15 protein-coding genes and 1 other RNA gene are annotated in these 16103 nt (G+C 65.3%); 13 read left to right on the plus strand and 3 right to left on the minus strand.

Annotated features, from left to right (window positions below; genetic code table 11):
* The first annotated feature begins 34 nt into the window (after positions 1-34).
* The 4 genes from WC585_RS15580 (at position 35) to WC585_RS15595 (ending at position 4043) form a co-directional block, all read left to right on the plus strand.
* Positions 35-1201: a hypothetical protein gene (locus tag WC585_RS15580; protein ID WP_373258814.1), complete on the plus strand. Its 1167-nt coding sequence runs from the start codon at positions 35-37 to the stop codon at positions 1199-1201.
* A gap of 140 nt (positions 1202-1341) precedes the next feature.
* Positions 1342-1566: a hypothetical protein gene (locus WC585_RS15585; protein WP_373258815.1), complete on the plus strand. Its 225-nt coding sequence runs from the start codon at positions 1342-1344 to the stop codon at positions 1564-1566.
* Positions 1567-1660: 94 nt separating this feature from the next.
* Positions 1661-2968, plus strand: coding sequence for an O-antigen ligase family protein (locus tag WC585_RS15590; RefSeq protein ID WP_373258817.1), 1308 nt, complete (start codon positions 1661-1663; stop codon positions 2966-2968).
* 52 nt (positions 2969-3020) lie between these two features.
* Entirely contained in the window at positions 3021-4043 is a 1023-nt protein-coding gene (locus WC585_RS15595; protein WP_373258819.1) for an NAD-dependent epimerase/dehydratase family protein, read from the plus strand.
* 57 nt (positions 4044-4100) lie between these two features.
* On the opposite strand, the gene WC585_RS15600 is transcribed toward WC585_RS15595, so the two are convergent.
* Entirely contained in the window at positions 4101-6908 is a 2808-nt protein-coding gene (locus WC585_RS15600; protein WP_373258821.1) for a M16 family metallopeptidase, read from the minus strand.
* 308 nt (positions 6909-7216) lie between these two features.
* Between WC585_RS15600 and WC585_RS15605 the strand changes: the two genes are divergently transcribed.
* A complete protein-coding gene (locus WC585_RS15605) occupies positions 7217-8527 on the plus strand; it encodes an ammonium transporter (protein ID WP_373258822.1) in 1311 nt (436 codons plus the stop codon).
* Between the two features lie 70 nt (positions 8528-8597).
* On the opposite strand, the gene WC585_RS15610 is transcribed toward WC585_RS15605, so the two are convergent.
* Positions 8598-9326, minus strand: a complete 729-nt coding sequence (locus WC585_RS15610) for a cytochrome c family protein (RefSeq protein ID WP_373258824.1) — start codon at positions 9324-9326, stop codon at positions 8598-8600.
* A gap of 164 nt (positions 9327-9490) precedes the next feature.
* On the opposite strand from WC585_RS15610, the gene WC585_RS15615 reads away from it, so the two are divergent.
* A complete protein-coding gene (locus WC585_RS15615) occupies positions 9491-10225 on the plus strand; it encodes a 3-deoxy-manno-octulosonate cytidylyltransferase (RefSeq protein WP_373258825.1) in 735 nt (244 codons plus the stop codon).
* Here WC585_RS15615 and nudC read toward each other — a convergent pair.
* Positions 10222-11151 (minus strand): NAD(+) diphosphatase, encoded by a 930-nt coding sequence (gene nudC, locus WC585_RS15620; RefSeq protein WP_373258827.1) that lies wholly within the window; start codon positions 11149-11151, stop codon positions 10222-10224. The genes WC585_RS15615 and nudC overlap by 4 nt on opposite strands.
* A 50-nt stretch (positions 11152-11201) precedes the next feature.
* Between nudC and WC585_RS15625 the strand changes: the two genes are divergently transcribed.
* The 7 genes from WC585_RS15625 (at position 11202) to WC585_RS15655 (ending at position 16002) form a co-directional block, all read left to right on the plus strand.
* Positions 11202-11930, plus strand: coding sequence for a ubiquinone/menaquinone biosynthesis methyltransferase (locus WC585_RS15625; protein ID WP_373258828.1), 729 nt, complete (start codon positions 11202-11204; stop codon positions 11928-11930).
* Between the two features lie 27 nt (positions 11931-11957).
* Positions 11958-12053, plus strand: an RNA gene (gene ffs / locus WC585_RS15630) — signal recognition particle sRNA small type.
* Between the two features lie 173 nt (positions 12054-12226).
* Positions 12227-12625, plus strand: a complete 399-nt coding sequence (locus tag WC585_RS15635) for a DUF3597 domain-containing protein (protein ID WP_373258829.1) — start codon at positions 12227-12229, stop codon at positions 12623-12625.
* Positions 12626-12686: 61 nt separating this feature from the next.
* Positions 12687-14543: a DNA polymerase III subunit gamma/tau gene (locus tag WC585_RS15640; protein ID WP_373258830.1), complete on the plus strand. Its 1857-nt coding sequence runs from the start codon at positions 12687-12689 to the stop codon at positions 14541-14543.
* Between the two features lie 49 nt (positions 14544-14592).
* Positions 14593-14922: a YbaB/EbfC family nucleoid-associated protein gene (locus tag WC585_RS15645; protein ID WP_373258831.1), complete on the plus strand. Its 330-nt coding sequence runs from the start codon at positions 14593-14595 to the stop codon at positions 14920-14922.
* Position 14923: 1 nt separating this feature from the next.
* The gene (gene recR / locus WC585_RS15650; RefSeq protein WP_373258833.1) at positions 14924-15526 is read left to right on the plus strand and encodes a recombination mediator RecR; all 603 of its coding nucleotides are present in this window, start codon (positions 14924-14926) and stop codon (positions 15524-15526) included.
* Between the two features lie 83 nt (positions 15527-15609).
* Positions 15610-16002 carry a DUF4870 domain-containing protein gene (locus WC585_RS15655; RefSeq protein WP_373258835.1) on the plus strand — a complete coding sequence of 131 codons (393 nt, stop codon included), beginning with the start codon at positions 15610-15612 and terminating at the stop codon, positions 16000-16002.
* Positions 16003-16103: the final 101 nt, after the last annotated feature.

Genomic DNA, 16103 nt, shown 5'->3' on the forward strand with positions numbered 1-16103 from the left:
AGCAGGTGCAGTGTGGCTGGCATGGCAGGTTGTCTTGCAGCCTGTCATTCAGCGCGCGCCTGCCGAGTTGGCGATCCAGGTCGCGCCGGGATCTCCTACTGTCCTTCGTCGAGCAGCCGAGACGAGACAGATCAGGGCAGCCGTCGAGGGCCAGTCCGCCGAGTCTGTGATCCGCGCGAATGAGGACGCCGGCGTTTTGGGACGTGAAGCCCTGGCGCGCGCGCCGTTCGATGCCCGCGCTCTTCGCGTCGTGGGCCTCAGCGAAGCCAGAGCCGGTCGCGAAGCGCAGGCCGACGAACTTCTGACCTTGGCCGGAAACTGGTCGTTGCGGGACGATCCGGCCCACGCTTGGCTGGTCGATTATCGGCTTCGGCGCGGCGACTATGTGTCGTCTTTTGCCCATGCCGACACCCTCGCCCGTCGACGTGAGGCCATGCGCCCGAATATCTTCCGCCTGTTCACAACGGCGGCTACGGTCGATACCGAGCGCGCATTGCCCGTCATTGCCAAGCTGGTATCGGAACAGCCGTCGTGGCGGCAGGACTATCTGGACAGCCTGTATTCGACCACGGACGGTTTGCGCGTCGCCATCAACCTGGCCGTGGTTCTAGAAGCCGGACAGGCTCCTTTGAACAATGCGGAACTACGGCAGCTATACCTGTATCTGATTGATCGCGGTCTACTCGATGGCGCGCGCACCGTTCGAGAAAGCCTGAATCGCCCGGCGATGCAGATTACTGTCGCCAATGGCAGTTTCGATGACCCGTCATCTCCAGAACCATTCCAGTGGCGCATAGCTCAGGGGGCCGGCATCGTCGCTGAAATTCTGGAAGATGATATTCGCTCAGCAGATCCAGCGTTGCGCGTTTCGTTCGACGGCTACACGGAAGAAACCATCGCCGAGCAACTGATGTTCCTGTCCGCTGGGCAATACCGGATGACATTTGAAGCAAGGACAGAAAATGGCGATCCCAACAGGCACCTGAACTGGACCGTCATATGCGCGCCAGGTGACAGGCGGATCATGAGGGCCCCCAGTGCTCCAGCAGGCGCACAAGTGTGGACGGCCGGGGCGGCAGAGTTTGTGGTACCTGACAACTGCCCCGGTCAGTGGCTACAACTTCGCTCGGTGCCTGATCAGAAGCGGGCAAACACGGTCGCATGGTACGACCGGCTCGTGGTCACAAGGATTGGTCCGTAAGCAGATTTGTTCGCGCTCAGCGAGCAACGGTTTCGCCTGAGAGCCGAAAATCGTATTGATTTGGCAACCTCCCACGGCTATACGAGTTCAGCATGCAACGCGGTCTTAGCCGCATAACGACTGTAAAAAGGGGATTCACCATGCGTAAGACTATCGCCGCCGTCACCGCCGGCCTGCTGCTCGTGGCGGGTCAAGCCGCTGCCGCCAACAACACCGCCGCTGCCCGCGTTGGTGACCGCGTGGGCGCCCGCGCCGATGCCGGTTCGGAATTCGCTGGCATTCCTCTGCCGGTCGTTCTGATTGGTGCCGCCGTGATCGTCGCGACCATCGTGGTCGCCACCGACGACGATTCGGAAAGCGATTAATCCATTCTTGCACGCGGGCGACTGCTGAATAGCTGACGTACGCGTGGCAAGCAGGGTTTCGAAAAGTCAGTGGGATGCTGTTGCGATCGCAACAGTGGTCCTGCTGGCTTTTTCTTTTGTTTTCGGCGGTGCAAGTCGCGAGCACGCACTTCGGCTGGCGCTGGTGGAACTGGCGGCGCTGCCTCTTTTGGTTCTGGCCGCTTCTCGATTGATCCGGAGTGGTCAATGGCAGACTCATCGCTTCGTTCTGGGTCTGCTCGGGGCTATTGCCCTGATCCCTCTGGTCCAGTTGGTCCCGTTGCCTGCGGCCATATGGACAGGATTGGCTGGACGGTCCGAAATGGTGCTAGCCTTGGAACTGGCTGGCCTTGAGCCGGGTTGGCTACCGCTGTCACTTAGTCCCGACCTAACATGGCAGGCCTTTCTGGCACTGCTGCCACCGATGGCGGCGTTTCTGGGGATTTTGTCCCTCCCGCAGACAACAATCTCACGATTTATCGGCTTCTACCTTATAGCCACAGTCCTCAGTGTCCTGCTGGGGGCAGCCCAGCTGGCCAGCGGCGGCCAACAACTCTATGTCTGGGCGACGACGGCGGCAGGTTCTGTCAACGGACTGTTCGCAAACCGGAACCATCTCGCGACACTTCTGGTCGCTCTATTGCCGTTCGCCGCTGTGATGGGGGCGGCTACCCTGAGGCGTCGGCACGACGATCGACGCCTGCCACTGTGGTTAGGTGCCGTGTTTATCGGCATCGTCGTCATCGGGCTTGCCGCCATCCGTTCCCGAGCCGGCGTCATACTCCTTGGACCTTCCATCATCCTAAGTTTGCTTGCGGCCTGGGTTGCAGCAGGACGGGGTCGACCCGGGCCAGCCCTGATGGGCTTGGCCGCTATACTCGTCGTGGGATTAGTGAGCGTCTCGGCCGTGGCCCTTCCCCCGATCCTTGAACGTTTCGACAGCCAGTCGGCACCAGAGGGGCGATTTGAAAACTGGCCGATTGTGGCTCAGGCTTCAGACGATTACCTGCCCCTCGGCTCAGGCATCGGCAGCTTCGACGCCGTATTCCGGTCGGTAGAGCCCCTCGAAACCCTTGATCCCACCTTCTTCAACCATGCCCACAACGATTACCTAGAAACCTGGCTGGAGGCAGGATGGCCGGCCGCTGCCCTGCTCGTCGGCTTCCTCATCTGGTACGGACGGCGCAGTTGGGCGGCCTGGCGGGCTGGAACCTCACGCGAGCGCGACCTGCAACGGGCAGCCAGCGTTGGGATTTTGATGATGTTGCTCCATTCGGCGGTTGATTACCCGCTGAGAACAGCGACCTTGGCAGTCCTGTTCGCGGTCTGCGCCGCCTTGCTGGAAAAGGCGGGGCAACCCTCGGAACGTCAATCGATATCCTGATCTCCCAAGATGGGTTGTGGCAGCCGCGATCCATCGGCGGTATCGCTAATCCATGAGCATCGCAGGCCCCGTCCTCGTCACCGGCTCCGCCGGCTTCATCGGATTTCACACCACCCGCCGCTTGCTGGCACGCGGTGAGACCGTGATCGGGATCGACAACCTGAACGCCTACTACGATCCCGCGCTGAAACAGGCGCGACTGGAGGTGCTGCAGGCCCTTCCAGGCTATCACCACTCTACCCTCGACCTGGCCGATCGTGCTGGCATGCGGGACCTGTTCTGCGAACACGTCCCACGCCGCATCGTGCACCTGGGGGCCCAGGCGGGCGTCCGCTACAGTCTGGAGAATCCTGAAAGCTACGTGGACTCCAACGTCGTCGGCTTCCTCACGATCCTGGAGGGAGCTCGGTCCGTTCAGGCGGAGAACCTCGTATTTGCTTCAACGAGTTCGGCGTTTGGAGCCAATGGCTCCCTGCCCTTCTCCGTGCGGCAGGGGGTGGCTCATCCCCTCACCGTCTATGCCGCGACGAAGATCGCCAATGAGGCGATGGCGCACAGCTACGCCCACCTGTTCGGCTTTCCCTCCACAGCCCTGCGGTTCTTCACCGTCTACGGGCCATGGGGCCGACCGGACATGGCGCTGTTCAAGTTCACCAGGGCGATCCTCGAGGGCCAGCCGATTGACGTCTATGGCCACGGCGAGATGGAGCGGGATTTCACCTATATCGATGACATCGTCACGGGCGTCATCGGTGCGCTGGACAAACCGGCGGTGGCTGATCCGCACTGGGACGCCAACGCACCTAACCCGTCGACGTCGGGCGTTGCGCCCTGGCGGGTGCTGAACCTGGGGGCCGGACGGCGCGAGACGCTGATGCGGTATATCGAAGTGCTGGAAGAGGCTCTGGGCAGGAAGGCTGTTCTGAACCTGATGCCCATACAGGACGGGGATGTCAGTCGGACCGAGGCCGATGTGACCGAGACGACGGCAGCCCTGGGCTATGCCCCCTCCACACCGATCGAGGTCGGAGTCCGCCGGTTCGTGGAGTGGTACCGGGATTTCTACGGCGTCTGATTAAGAAGGGGCGGTGCCGTCGCCGACACCGCCCTTCCCTCTACTTTCGCAGACCGATCACTGGGTGACCGGCACGCCCTCCGGCGTCACGACCTGGACGTCGGCAAAGCCAAGCGCGCGGATCTTCGGCTCGATCGTGGCGCGGTCGCCGACCACAACCCACAGGTCAGGGCCATCGCCCACAATGCCCTGGGCCGCCTGGGCCGCCTGGGCGGCCGTCATCGATCCGACCCGCTGGCCGTAGGTTTCGTAGTAGTTTTCCGGCACGCCCCAGACGACCATGCTCTGGAGCTCTCCGGCGATGGCGGCATTGGTTTCCCAGTTACCCGCCATGCCCTGGACCATGTTGGAGCGGGCGGCTGTGATTTCCTCTTCGGTCAGGGGACGAGAGCCCACCACCTCGGTCAGCTCACGGCGCAGTTCAGCCAGGCTTTCGGCCGTCTTGTCCGACTGGACGCCCGCGCTGACCGAATAGATCCGCTCTCCACGAGCGTAGGGTACGCCGCCGCCTGCTCCGTAAGACCAGCCCTTGTCCTCACGCAGGTTCATGTTGATCCGGCTGGTGAAGGAGCCGCCCAGGGCGGTGTTCATGGTCTCGATCGCTGGCTCGCTGGCCGGATCGAAGGCGGGCACGATGCGGCCGCCGAGGATCGTCGACTGCGGCCCGGCACGGTCCACGATCAGGATGCGCGGCTGGCCCGGCTCTGGCGCATCCGCCGGACCCGGCTTGGCGGGCATGGGCGTCGACGGGGCGCGCCAGTCGGCAAAGGCCCGCTCCAGCTTGGGTGTCAGTTCGGCCAGGGTGGTGTCGCCAACCACCACCAGGGTGGCGTTGTCGGGACGGACCCAGGTGCTGTGCCAGGCCTCGGCGTCTGCAGGCGTCAGGGTGGCGACCGTAGCCTCCGTCCCCGAAGACGGCCGGCCATACGGGCTGCCCGGGCCCTGCAGCTGCTGGGACAGGATGCGCGAGGCGATGGCACCGGGGTTGCGGTTCGCCTGCTGGATGCCGGCGATCTGCATGGTGCGGCCCCGCGTGAAGTCTTCCTCGCGGAAGGCCGGGTTCAGGATGACGTCGGCATACAGGTCCAGCGAGGGGTCCAGCCGTGACGACAGGGCCGTCATCGACACGCTGGTCGAGTTGGAGCCCGAACCGGCCCCCAGGGTCGCGCCCAGCAGTTGCAGACGGTCGCTGATCTCGATGGCCGTCAGGTCGTCGGTGCCGTTGGTCATGACCTGCGGCGTCAGCTGGGCCAGACCGGCCTGGGCGTCCGTATCGACCACCGCCCCGGCGTCGAGGACCAGGTTCATGCTGACCGTGGGCACGCTGTCACGCTGCACGAACATGACCTTCAGCCCATTGGACAGCTGGGCACGTTCGACGGTCGGGAAGACGGCGGCGGGCGCGGGCGGTGCGGCCGGCACGCCGGCCGAGCGATCCACCCCGGTCTGGGCCGTGGTGAAGTCCGGGAAGGGCTGGACTTCCAGGGCATAGCTGCCGTCGGTCAGCCAGCGTTGCCCGGCCTGGGTCAGATCGGCGGGGCGGGCCGCGACCACACGCTGATAGCTTTCGCGCCAGGCACCGGGATCACCCAGGAAGACCTGGGATGCGGCCAGGCGATCGGACTTGCCGCCGAAACCGCCGATCCGCTCCAGACCCCGGATATAGCCGGCAGCCGTCTGGGTACGGACACGTTCCAGTTCCTCGTTCGTGGGGCCATCGCGCAGCAGGCGGGCCAATTCCTCATCGATGATGGCTTCGATCCGCTCCAGATCGCCACCCGCCTTGGCCGTGGCGACGACGATGAACTGCCCGGCGATCTGGCGGCTGCCCTGGCTGGCCGCAACCTGCGTCGCCAGTTGTTCGTCGATGACCAGACGCTTGTACAGGCGCGATGAACGGCCCGAGGACAGGACGTCGCCCAGCATGCCCAGATAGTCGCTGTCGGCGTCGCCGGTCGGGGTGGTGTTCCAGACCTTGTAGAGGCGTGGCTGGCCGACACGGTCGAACATGACCTCGCGCTGCTCGCCCACCATCGGCACGATCATCCGGCGTGGCTGGGTGACCGGAGGCCCGGAAGGGATGTCGCCGAAATAGCGCTCGACCTTTTCCCTGGCCTCTTCCGGGCTGATGTCGCCGGACAGGACGATGACGGCGTTGGCCGCGCCATAGTAGTCACGGAACCACTGTTGCACGGTCGGCAGGTCGGCGGCGTTCAAGTCGTCCATAGAGCCAATGACTGTGTGGCCGTAGGGATGCTCGTTCGGCCAGGTGGCGGCGGTGATGGCGTTGAAGACGCGGCCATAAGGCTGGTTCTCGCCCTGGCGCTTCTCGTTCTGGACCACGCCGCGCTGCTCATCCAGACGCGCCTGGTCGATGGCGCCCAGCAGATGGCCCATCCGGTCGCTCTCCAGCCACAGCAGGCTGTCCAGCGCCGTGGTCGGCACGTTCTGGAAGTAGTTGGTGCGGTCGGTGTTGGTGGTGCCATTCTGGTCAGTGGCACCCAGCAGCTCGGTGCCCTTGAAGAAGTCGGTGTTGAAATTCTCCGAGCCGTTGAACATCAGGTGTTCGAACAGGTGGGCAAAGCCGGAGCGCCCCTCTGGCTCCAGGGCCGAGCCGACGTGATACCAGATGTTCACCGCCACGATCGGGGCCTTGCGGTCCTCGTGAACGATCAGGGTCAGGCCGTTGTCCAGCACATAGCGGGTGTAGGGGATGTCGACGTCCGGCAGTGGGGCCAACTGACCCCGCGACTGCGGCGCAGCGACGGCGGTCGTGACGGGCAGGGTCTGGGCCGACGCGGCCCCGGCCAGAATGACGCCAGCGGCGACACCGCCCAGCAAGGTGAGACGATGGGTCTTGCGCATGAAATGATCCCCTGTTGCCCGATCTGAAAGAACGCGGTGTCAAAGTGGTAACCGGCGACGCTTTCGACGCAAGACTGTAATTGTTGCAGTTTCGTAATCTGAAGCCGCCAGATCACGCATCAGCGAACATGTCAGGTCGGAATGTGCACGATTCCGGTCAGAAGGCATGACCCACGCAGACGCGAGGGATTTATTGCGCCGCACACGAAATGATTTGCCTGTTGCGCCGCAATGACCTCCTATTCGGATCCGCGGCCATGAACGGGGTTCGGGCCGACCTCCTGTCGCCTCCTGTCCGGACCTAGCCTATGCTGAAAACCCTTCTCCGCGTCGCCTGTCTGAGCTTCATCGGTACAGCAGCATCTCCTGCATTTGCGGCCCCCCTGCTGGATCATCAGGTCCCGCTGGTGCTCAACGAAGCGTCGTCAGCCTGGATCCTGACGTCCACGGCTCTGGTCCTGTTGATGACCCTGCCGGGGCTGGCGCTGTTCTACGGCGGCATGGTGCGGCGCAAGAACATTATCTCGACCATTGCCCAGTCCACCGCCGCACTGGCCATCGTCACCGTGCTGTGGTTCGCCCTGGGCTACAGCCTGTCGTTCGGCACGGGGCCAGAGGCCATCAACGGCTACATCGGCGGCTTGCAGGCCGTGCTGCTGAACGGGGTCGGTACGGGCACGGCCCACAACCTGACCCCGGGATTGCCCGAATTCCTCTGGATCGCCTACCAACTGACGTTCGCCATCATCACACCGGCCCTGATCGCCGGGGCCTTTGCCGAACGGATGAAGTTCTCGGCGACCATCCTGTTCTTCGTTTTGTGGCATCTGATCGTCTATGTACCGATCTGTCATCAGGTCTGGGGCGGAGGCTGGATGGGGTCACTGGGCGTTCTGGATTTCGCCGGCGGGGCCGTGGTCCACGTCAATGCGGGCATTGCGGGTCTGGTCTGCGCCCTGGTTCTGGGTCCGCGCCATGGCTTCGGCCGGGACAATATGGCCCCACACAACCTGGCCCTTACCGCCATCGGAACCGGCCTGCTGCTGGTCGGCTGGCTGGGGTTCAACGGCGGCTCTGCCTGGGCGGCGGACGGCATTGCGGCGGTGGCGGCCTTCAACACCCTGCTGGCGGCGGCGGCGGCGGCCATCGGCTGGACCGCCATCGAATGGTTCGATCACAAACGCCCCACCCTGCTGGGCATGCTGTCGGGGATCGTGGCGGGACTGGTCGGCATTACGCCAGCGGCAGGCTTCGTCGATCCCAAGGGAGCCTTCCTGATCGGCATCCTGTCCGGTCCGGCCTGCTATGCGGGCGCAGTCTGGCTGAAACGCGCATTGAAGTACGACGACAGCCTGGATGCCTTCGGGGTGCATGGCATGGGCGGCATCGTCGGGGCCCTGCTCACTGGGGTCTTCGCCTCGGCGGCAATCAATCCGGCGGGCGAAGGGGCCAACATCCTGAATCAGGCCATCGGTCTTCTGGCCGTGATCGCCTGGAGCGGGATCGGCACCTGGATCATCCTGATGATCTGCAAGTTCACGACCGGCCTGCGCGTCAGCCGCGAGGACGAGATCGAGGGGCTGGACTACACCCAGCACGGCGAGAGCATCCACCAGTAACAAAAGAGGCCGCCGGGCGATCTGCCCGGCGGCCTCCATTCATCAGCGTCAGGACGACTATTCGGTCGGGTCAGGCGCCCGGCGGCGTGCTGGTGGCGGCCGGCGGTGCAGTCGGTGCGGTTTCCGTTGTCGGTTGGCCGGCAACACCTTCAATAGGAGCCCCGACGGTGGCATTCGCACCCGCAGCGGGGGCTTCACCCTCGGCCGGTGCGGCCCCATCGGCAGGAGCCGCAGCGCCCGGCTGGCGGGTCGGATCGGGGGCCGGGATAGCCAGGCTGGAGCCCTGCGAACGCAGATAGGCGATCAGATTGACGCGGGTCGGGGTGTCGCGCAGGCCGGCGAAGGACATCTTGGTGCCGGGCACATAGCGGGCCGGGGCGGTCAGGAACTGGTCCATCTCGTCATAGCCCCAGGTCGGAGCCTCGGCCTTGTGCGCCGTCATGGCGTCGGAATAGGCAAAGCCGGCACTGTGCAGGACCGGCCCGCCCAGAACGCCGTACAGGTTCGGGCCGATGCCATTGGCCCCACCTTGGTTGATCGTGTGGCAGGCCTGGCAGCGCGCGAAGGCAGCTTCACCGGCGGCCAGGTCGGCAGTCGGCAGGACTGTGCCCCAATCTGGAGCCAGTTCAGGCGCTTCGGCTCCTGCGGCGGCTTCTTCCGGCGCATCGACGAAATAGCCCATCTTCTCGGGCGCTTCCTGGTGATAGATCGCGCCCGCGATCTGCGGCACGGCGATGATGACCAGGGCGGTCGCCAGACCAGCGCCAAAGATCTTGTTAAACGTCAGATCGCCGCTCATGCGTAGGGTCGCATCCTGTTCAGTAGACTTAAGACAACGGCCGGACAGCGCACGCGATCCGGCATATTCTTGCGTGGCCGTCTCTTACACGCTAGCGCCGCCTTCGCAACGGGCCGCGAGCTGGTTTCGAAGCGACCTGATAGCGCAGACGCGAGGCCATGCCGATGAATCCGCTGATACTGATACCCGCTCGCATGTCTGCGACCCGCCTGCCCGACAAGCCGCTGGCCGACATCGGCGGCAAGCCCATGATTTTGCGGGCCTGGGAGCAGGCCATGCTGTCCGGCCTGCCCGTCGCTGTGGCCGCCGGGGATCAGGCGATCGTGGACGTCATCGAGGCAGCGGGTGGCACCGCGGTGCTGACCGATCCGGACCTGCCCAGCGGGTCGGACCGGATTCGGGCGGCATTGAATGTGCTCGATCCCGATGGAGCGCATGATGCGGTGATCAACCTGCAGGGCGACATGCCCTTCGCCGATCCCGGCCTGGCCACCGCCTGCGCCGCCCTGCTGCACGGCGAGCCGTCGTGCGACATCGCCACACTGATCGCGCCGGAGGCCGACACCTCGGACCGCAGCAATCCCGATGTGGTGAAGGCGGTCGTCGCCCTGGCACCGGGCCGCCATCATGGCCGCGCCCTGTATTTCACCCGCTCGACCCTGTACGGCGACGCGCCGGTCTGGCGGCACATCGGCCTGTATGGCTATCGCCGCGAGGCCCTGGAACGCTTCTGTGCCGCTCCGCCTTCGCCGCTGGAAACCCGCGAAAAGCTGGAGCAACTGCGGGCCCTGGAGATGGGATTGCAGATCTGGGCCACCGTGATCGAGGAGGCCCCGCTGTCCGTCGACAACCCGTCAGACCTGGAAGCGGCCCGGGAGATCGCCGCCAACCGCACCTAGATCTCGAACCCGTCCACCCAGGCCTGAAGCAGTGTGCGGGCGATGGCGATGGGCGGCGGGGCCTTGATCGCGGGATGTCGCCCGGCCAGCACATCGGCAGCCTCGCTCCGCGTCAGCCAGGCCACGGCTTCCAGCTCCGTCTGATCCGGGCGCGCATCGTCCGAATCGACCTCGGCGATCAGGCCGATCATGAGCTGTGAGGGAAACGGCCAGGGCTGGCTGGAGTGATAGCGCACCGCCGTCACCGTCAGCCCCGCCTCCTCCTCGATTTCGCGGGCACAGGCTTCCTCTATGGTTTCTCCCGGCTCCAGGAACCCGGCCAGGGCCGACATCCGCCCCTCGGGCCAGGCCGCCTGCCGACCCAGCAGGCAGATCGGCTCGGCACCGCCGCGATAGACGGGCAGCATGATGGTCACCGGATCGACGCGCGGAAAATGTTCGGTGCCGCAGGCCGGACAGATGCGTTTCCAGCCACCGCACGCCGTCTCGCTCTCGGTCCCGCAGGCGGCGCAGAAGCCGTGACGGCGACGCCAGTCAAACAGCGACTTGGCCGCACCCGCCATAGCCGCATCCGGGCCGCTGAGCAGCCCCGCCGCCTCGCGCATCTCGTGAAACGCCCCCAGCCCCTGCAACGGCCCGCTGGTCGGATCGACCGATCCCTCGACCTCGACGGCAAAGACCGGTGCCCCCTTCCATAGCCCCAGGAACAGTTCCCGGTCCGGCACCACTGCCCGGGCGTGCGCCAGCGCCAGCCAGGCCAGACGCGGCTCGTCCCCCGCCTCCAGCAGCGGCCGCCCCTCCCACATAACCAGCGCCAGGGCGTCGTCGCGCCCGCCCTGCTCGGCCAGCCAGTCGGGATCGCTGCGCCGATCGCCCGCCCGGTCGAGCGGATTGCCAGCGAATGTGTTGAGGGCGGTCAGGGACATGACCCTTCTCATAGCTTCACTCACCCGTCATTGTCGCGTGGGGGACTTCGATGTCAGACAATTCGGCTCAGTTCAGGCCTGCGGGCGACGATGTGTTCGGCCGTATCGCCGGACGTTACGACCGATTGTGCGACCTGTTCAGCCTCGGCATCCACCGTCTTTGGAAGTCGCGGATGGCGGATCGCATCGCACGTGAGCCGGGCCGCCACCTGCTGGACCTCGCCTCCGGCACAGGCGACATTCCGCTGAGGCTCCTGCGCCAGCTCGGACCATCCGCCTCGACCTGGCGCATCCGGGTTTCCGACATCTCGTCCGAAATGCTTCGGATCGCCCGTGGGCGACTGGCTCCGTTCGGGTCCAGCATCGAGATCGAAGACCAGAATGCGGAGCGGATCAATTCTCCCGACGGCTCCATCGACATCGTCTCCATGTCGTTCGGGCTCAAGATCGTCGATCGTTCCAGGGTGCTGCCCGAAGTGTTTCGTGTGTTGCGCCCCGGCGGCGTCTTCCTGTGTCTGGAGGCGTCCCGGATCGTCGTCCCCGGACTGCACCCGCTTTATCTCACCTACATGGACATCTGCACGCCACTCATCGGTCGCTTGGCCACGGGCGGAGACGCAAGCGCCTATGAGTATTTGCTGAGGGGTGTTCACGACTTCCCGGATCAGCGGGCGCTGAAGAAGGAACTGGAGCAGCACGGTTTCGAAGACATCACCTTCGAGAGCCTGTCGTTGGGCATCGTGGCCCTGCACCGCGCGATCAAGCCTTTCACATCTTGATCTCCGGCACTCGAACCGCGATATAGGCCTTGGAGATCGCGGGCGAAGGTTTCGCCAATCTGGTCAGGGCCGGAAGGCAGCAGCCACAACGAATTCCCCTTCGGGTCGCGGTCTCCACCTTCTCCTCATTTTGGTTGCGCTAACGCTCGGCTAGCGGAGGCTCGCTGCATGAGCGCGTTTGGTTGCGCCAACGCGCGACGCGGCCGCTCGCTGCTTGAGCTCGCCATTGCAAACTCTTCACGGAACGCTCTGACGGCTCAGCCGCTTGTGAAGCTTCACCTCAAGGGAGCGATCAGATGAGCATTCTCGGCAAGATCATGGGCAGTATTTTCAAGCGCAAGCCGGACACTCCGACCGCTGCCGCGCCCACGCCCGCCGCACCGACGGCATCCCCTGCCGCTCCCGTCACCAACGCCGCCGCCACGGCCCCTCAGCCGCAGTCGGTCGATGTCGACGGCATCCTGGACTTCATGAACGAGCAGCGGGACCAGAAGCTGAACTGGCGCACCTCCATCGTCGATCTGATGAAGCTGACCGGCATGGACAGCTCGCTGGCCGAGCGCAAGGAGCTGGCGGGCGAGCTGGGCTACACCGGCGACACCTCCGACACGGCCACGATGAACGTCTGGCTGCACAAGCAGGTCATCCAGAAAATCAAGGACAATGGTGGCCAGATCCGCGACATGACGGACTGATTTCACACGCGATGCGGTGAGGGGGTGCGCAGGTGCCCCCGACCGCGATAAGACTGTCGCCATGAGCGACGTCGACCCGAATCTGGATGGCCCTCCCTGGGAGGAGGACGCCCCCGAAAGGGATGAGAACACCGACGACATGTTCGGCTCTCCGGAGCCGTCCGGCATGCGCGAGGCCGAGGCGGCGGCCATTCCCGTGACGGCGGAACCGGCCGCTCAGCCCATGTCTGACGGCGGGCCGTCGGCCCACGTGGATGACGGCGAGGCCTATACGGTTCTGGCCCGAAAATACCGGCCGCGCACGTTCGAAGACCTGATCGGTCAGGAGGCCATGGTCCGGACCCTGACCAATGCCTTCGCCACGGGACGGATCGCCCACGCCTTCATGCTGACCGGGGTCCGCGGCGTCGGCAAGACGACCACCGCCCGCCTGCTGGCCCGCGCCCTGAACAACCAGTCCGACACCATCGACCGCCCCTCCCTGGCCCTGACCGCACACGGCCGGCACGACGCCGCCATCATGGCGGGCCAGCACATGGACGTCATGGAGATGGACGCCGCCTCGCATACGGGCGTCAACGACATCCGCGACATCCTGGAGAGCGTCCGCTACGCGCCGGTCGAGGCCCGGTACAAGGTCTACGTCCTCGACGAAGTCCACATGCTGTCCAACCAGGCGTTCAACGCCCTGCTGAAGACGCTGGAAGAGCCGCCGCCCCACGCCAAGTTCATCTTCGCCACCACTGAGATCCGCAAGGTGCCGGTGACGATCCTGAGCCGCTGCCAGCGCTTCGACCTGCGCCGCGTCGAGCCGGAAATCCTGGTCGGCCATCTGGAACGGATCGCCGAGCGCGAAGGCATGCGGATCGAGCAGGACGCCTTGGCCCTGATCGCGCGCGCCGCCGAGGGCTCCGTGCGGGATGGCCTGTCCTTGCTGGATCAGGCCCTGGTCCAGGGCGAGCGCGGCGAGACGGTCCAGACGACCACCGTGCGTGACATGCTGGGCCTGGCCGACCGGACCCAGACCATCGCCCTGTTCGAGGCCATCATGGCCGGCCGCACGCCCGAGGCGCTGGAGCTGTTCCGCACCCTCTATGGCTATGGCGCGGACCCGGTGCAGGTGACCAACGACCTGCTGGAACACTGCCACGCGGCCTCGGTCGCCAAGATGCTGGGGCCACAGGCGACGCGCCTGCCCAATGATCAGGCCCAGGCCCTGACAGCACTGGGGGCCGTGCTGTCGGCGGGCACGCTCGCCCGCGTCTGGCAGATGCTGCTGAAGGCGCTGGACGAGGTGCGCCGCGCACCCAGCCCGGCCGACGCCGTCGAAATGGCCATTGTGCGCCTGGCCTATGCCGCCGACCTGCCCGGTCCGGAAGAGGCCCTCAAGGCGCTGCGGGAGGGAGAGCCGATGCCGGGTGGGCCATCGGCCCGAGGCGGCGGTGGCGGCGGGGGCGGTGGAGCCTCGGCCCAGTTGGCGGCGCGGCCGGTCGCGGCCCCTGCCCTTCCCGACCCGCAGACCTTCGAACAGGTCGTCGCCCTGATCGGCGAGAAGCGCGAGGTCGGCCTGCAGATGGACGTCCAGCGCTATGTGAAGCCCGTCGCCTTCAAGCCCGGAGCCATCACCTATGAGAGCGCGCCCGGGGCTCCCGTCGACCTGGCCCGCAAGCTCTCATCACGCCTGAGGGACTGGACCGGCCGGACTTGGCTGATCGCCGCCAACGGCCAGGGCGGCGGCGAGACCATGATCGAGATCGACCGCCGCAGGCGCAGTCAGGAACGCGCCGAGATCGAGGCCGACCCGTTTGTGACGGCGGTCATGGCAGCGTTTCCGGGTGCCGTAATCGGAGAGGTAAAGACCATCGCGGCCCCCGTGGCACTTCCAGTCATTCCCGACGAGGCGATAGACGAGGATTGATTGGCAGGGGGGCTGTTTCCGCAGGCGATCCCATCCTATCTATCCCCACATGAAAGACCTCAACGCCCTGATGCAACAAGCCCAGGCGATGCAGCAAAAGCTGCAGGACGCCCAGGCGAAAATGGCCGAAACCACTGCCGAGGGTACCTCGGGTGGCGGCCTCGTCTCCCTCGCCCTGAAAGGCCCCGGCGAGATCACGCGCGTGGTCATCGATGACAGCCTGCTGGTGCCCGGCGAAGGCGAGATCCTGGCCGACCTGATCGTGGCCGCCCATGCCGATGCCAAGCGCAAACTGGACGAGGTCAACAGCGCCCTGATGCGCGAGGCCGCCGGGCCCATGGCCGGGATGAACATCCCCGGCATGCCCAAGCTGTTCTGACTTGGCAGCGTCAGCCGGACCCGAGATCGAGCGGCTGATTTCGCTGCTGGCAAAACTGCCCGGCATGGGTCCGCGCTCGGCCCGGCGGGCGGCCCTGGCCCTGCTGAAGAAGCGTGAGCAACTGCTGGTGCCTCTGGCGGCCAGCCTGGCCGAAACGGCCGACAAGGTGACATCTTGCAGCGTCTGCGGTGCCCCTGACACGCGCAATCCCTGCTCGATTTGCTCCGACCCCGCGCGGGACAATGCCCTGATCTGCGTGGTCGAGGAGGCCGGGGCGCTGTGGGCCATGGAACGGTCCGGAGCGTTTCGCGGCAAATATCATGTGCTGGGCGGGCTGTTGTCCGCGCTGGATGGCGTCGGGCCGGATGCCTTGCGCGTCGCCGAACTTGTCGGGCGCGTGCGTGGCGGTGAGGCCAGGGAAGTCGTGCTGGCCCTGCCCGCCACGGTCGATGGCCAGACCACGGCCCACTATATCGCCGAGCGGCTCAATGGATCGGGCGTGGAGATCAGTTCCCTGGCACGCGGCGTGCCGGTCGGGGGCGAACTGGACTGGCTGGACGACGGCACCATCATCCAGGCGCTGAGGCAACGACGCCCAGCCTGACACCAAAGCATCAAGCTTGGCCGCTGGCGTTTAGGTCCCGGCTGTGTTGGAATGTCGCTGCTCGTTCAAAAGGACCGTTTCAGATGACCTATGATCCCGGCCACGCACCCGTCGCGTCGGACAGTCACAAGACGCTGACCATCATCATCTATGTGCTGTCGCTGGCGGGCTTCGTCACCGGCGGCCTGACCTCGATCGTCGCCCTGATCATCGGCCTGATCAAGAAGGACGAGGTTCGCGGCACCATTTACGAAAGCCATTTCGAGTTCACCAACTGGACCAACATCTGGATGCTGGTCGCGGGTCTGGCCATCACCATCGTGGGTACCCTGCTGATGATCGTTCTGATCGGCTTCATCATCCTGCCGATCGGCCTGCTTCTGCTGGCGATCTGGTACGGAGTTCGCCTGATCCTCGGCCTCATCAAGCTGATGGACAATCGCCCGATCGACAATCCGCGTGGGTTCCTGTTCTAGGCCACACGGCCGCCTGAGTTTTTGCGCCGCCGTGGAGATCGCTCCACGGCGGCGTTTTCATGTTGGGTGGACAGCGCTTTTCCGGACGGACGAACCAGTCT

The organism is Brevundimonas sp. (genome assembly GCF_041648055.1).
In the GTDB taxonomy this organism is placed as follows: domain Bacteria; phylum Pseudomonadota; class Alphaproteobacteria; order Caulobacterales; family Caulobacteraceae; genus Brevundimonas.

Bases quoted from the DNA above. Each gene is read 5' to 3' on its own strand.
- WC585_RS15585 (WP_373258815.1), top strand. From the start codon at position 1,342: ATGCGTAAGACTATCGCCGCCGTCACCGCCGGCCTGCTGCTCGTGGCG.
- WC585_RS15595 (WP_373258819.1), top strand. From the start codon at position 3,021: ATGAGCATCGCAGGCCCCGTCCTCGTCACCGGCTCCGCCGGCTTCATC.
- WC585_RS15600 (WP_373258821.1), bottom strand. From the start codon at position 6,908: ATGCGCAAGACCCATCGTCTCACCTTGCTGGGCGGTGTCGCCGCTGGC.
- WC585_RS15605 (WP_373258822.1), top strand. From the start codon at position 7,217: ATGCTGAAAACCCTTCTCCGCGTCGCCTGTCTGAGCTTCATCGGTACA.
- WC585_RS15610 (WP_373258824.1), bottom strand. From the start codon at position 9,326: ATGAGCGGCGATCTGACGTTTAACAAGATCTTTGGCGCTGGTCTGGCG.
- WC585_RS15615 (WP_373258825.1), top strand. From the start codon at position 9,491: ATGAATCCGCTGATACTGATACCCGCTCGCATGTCTGCGACCCGCCTG.
- nudC (WP_373258827.1), bottom strand. From the start codon at position 11,151: ATGTCCCTGACCGCCCTCAACACATTCGCTGGCAATCCGCTCGACCGG.
- WC585_RS15625 (WP_373258828.1), top strand. From the start codon at position 11,202: ATGTCAGACAATTCGGCTCAGTTCAGGCCTGCGGGCGACGATGTGTTC.
- WC585_RS15635 (WP_373258829.1), top strand. From the start codon at position 12,227: ATGAGCATTCTCGGCAAGATCATGGGCAGTATTTTCAAGCGCAAGCCG.
- WC585_RS15640 (WP_373258830.1), top strand. From the start codon at position 12,687: ATGAGCGACGTCGACCCGAATCTGGATGGCCCTCCCTGGGAGGAGGAC.
- WC585_RS15645 (WP_373258831.1), top strand. From the start codon at position 14,593: ATGAAAGACCTCAACGCCCTGATGCAACAAGCCCAGGCGATGCAGCAA.
- WC585_RS15655 (WP_373258835.1), top strand. From the start codon at position 15,610: ATGACCTATGATCCCGGCCACGCACCCGTCGCGTCGGACAGTCACAAG.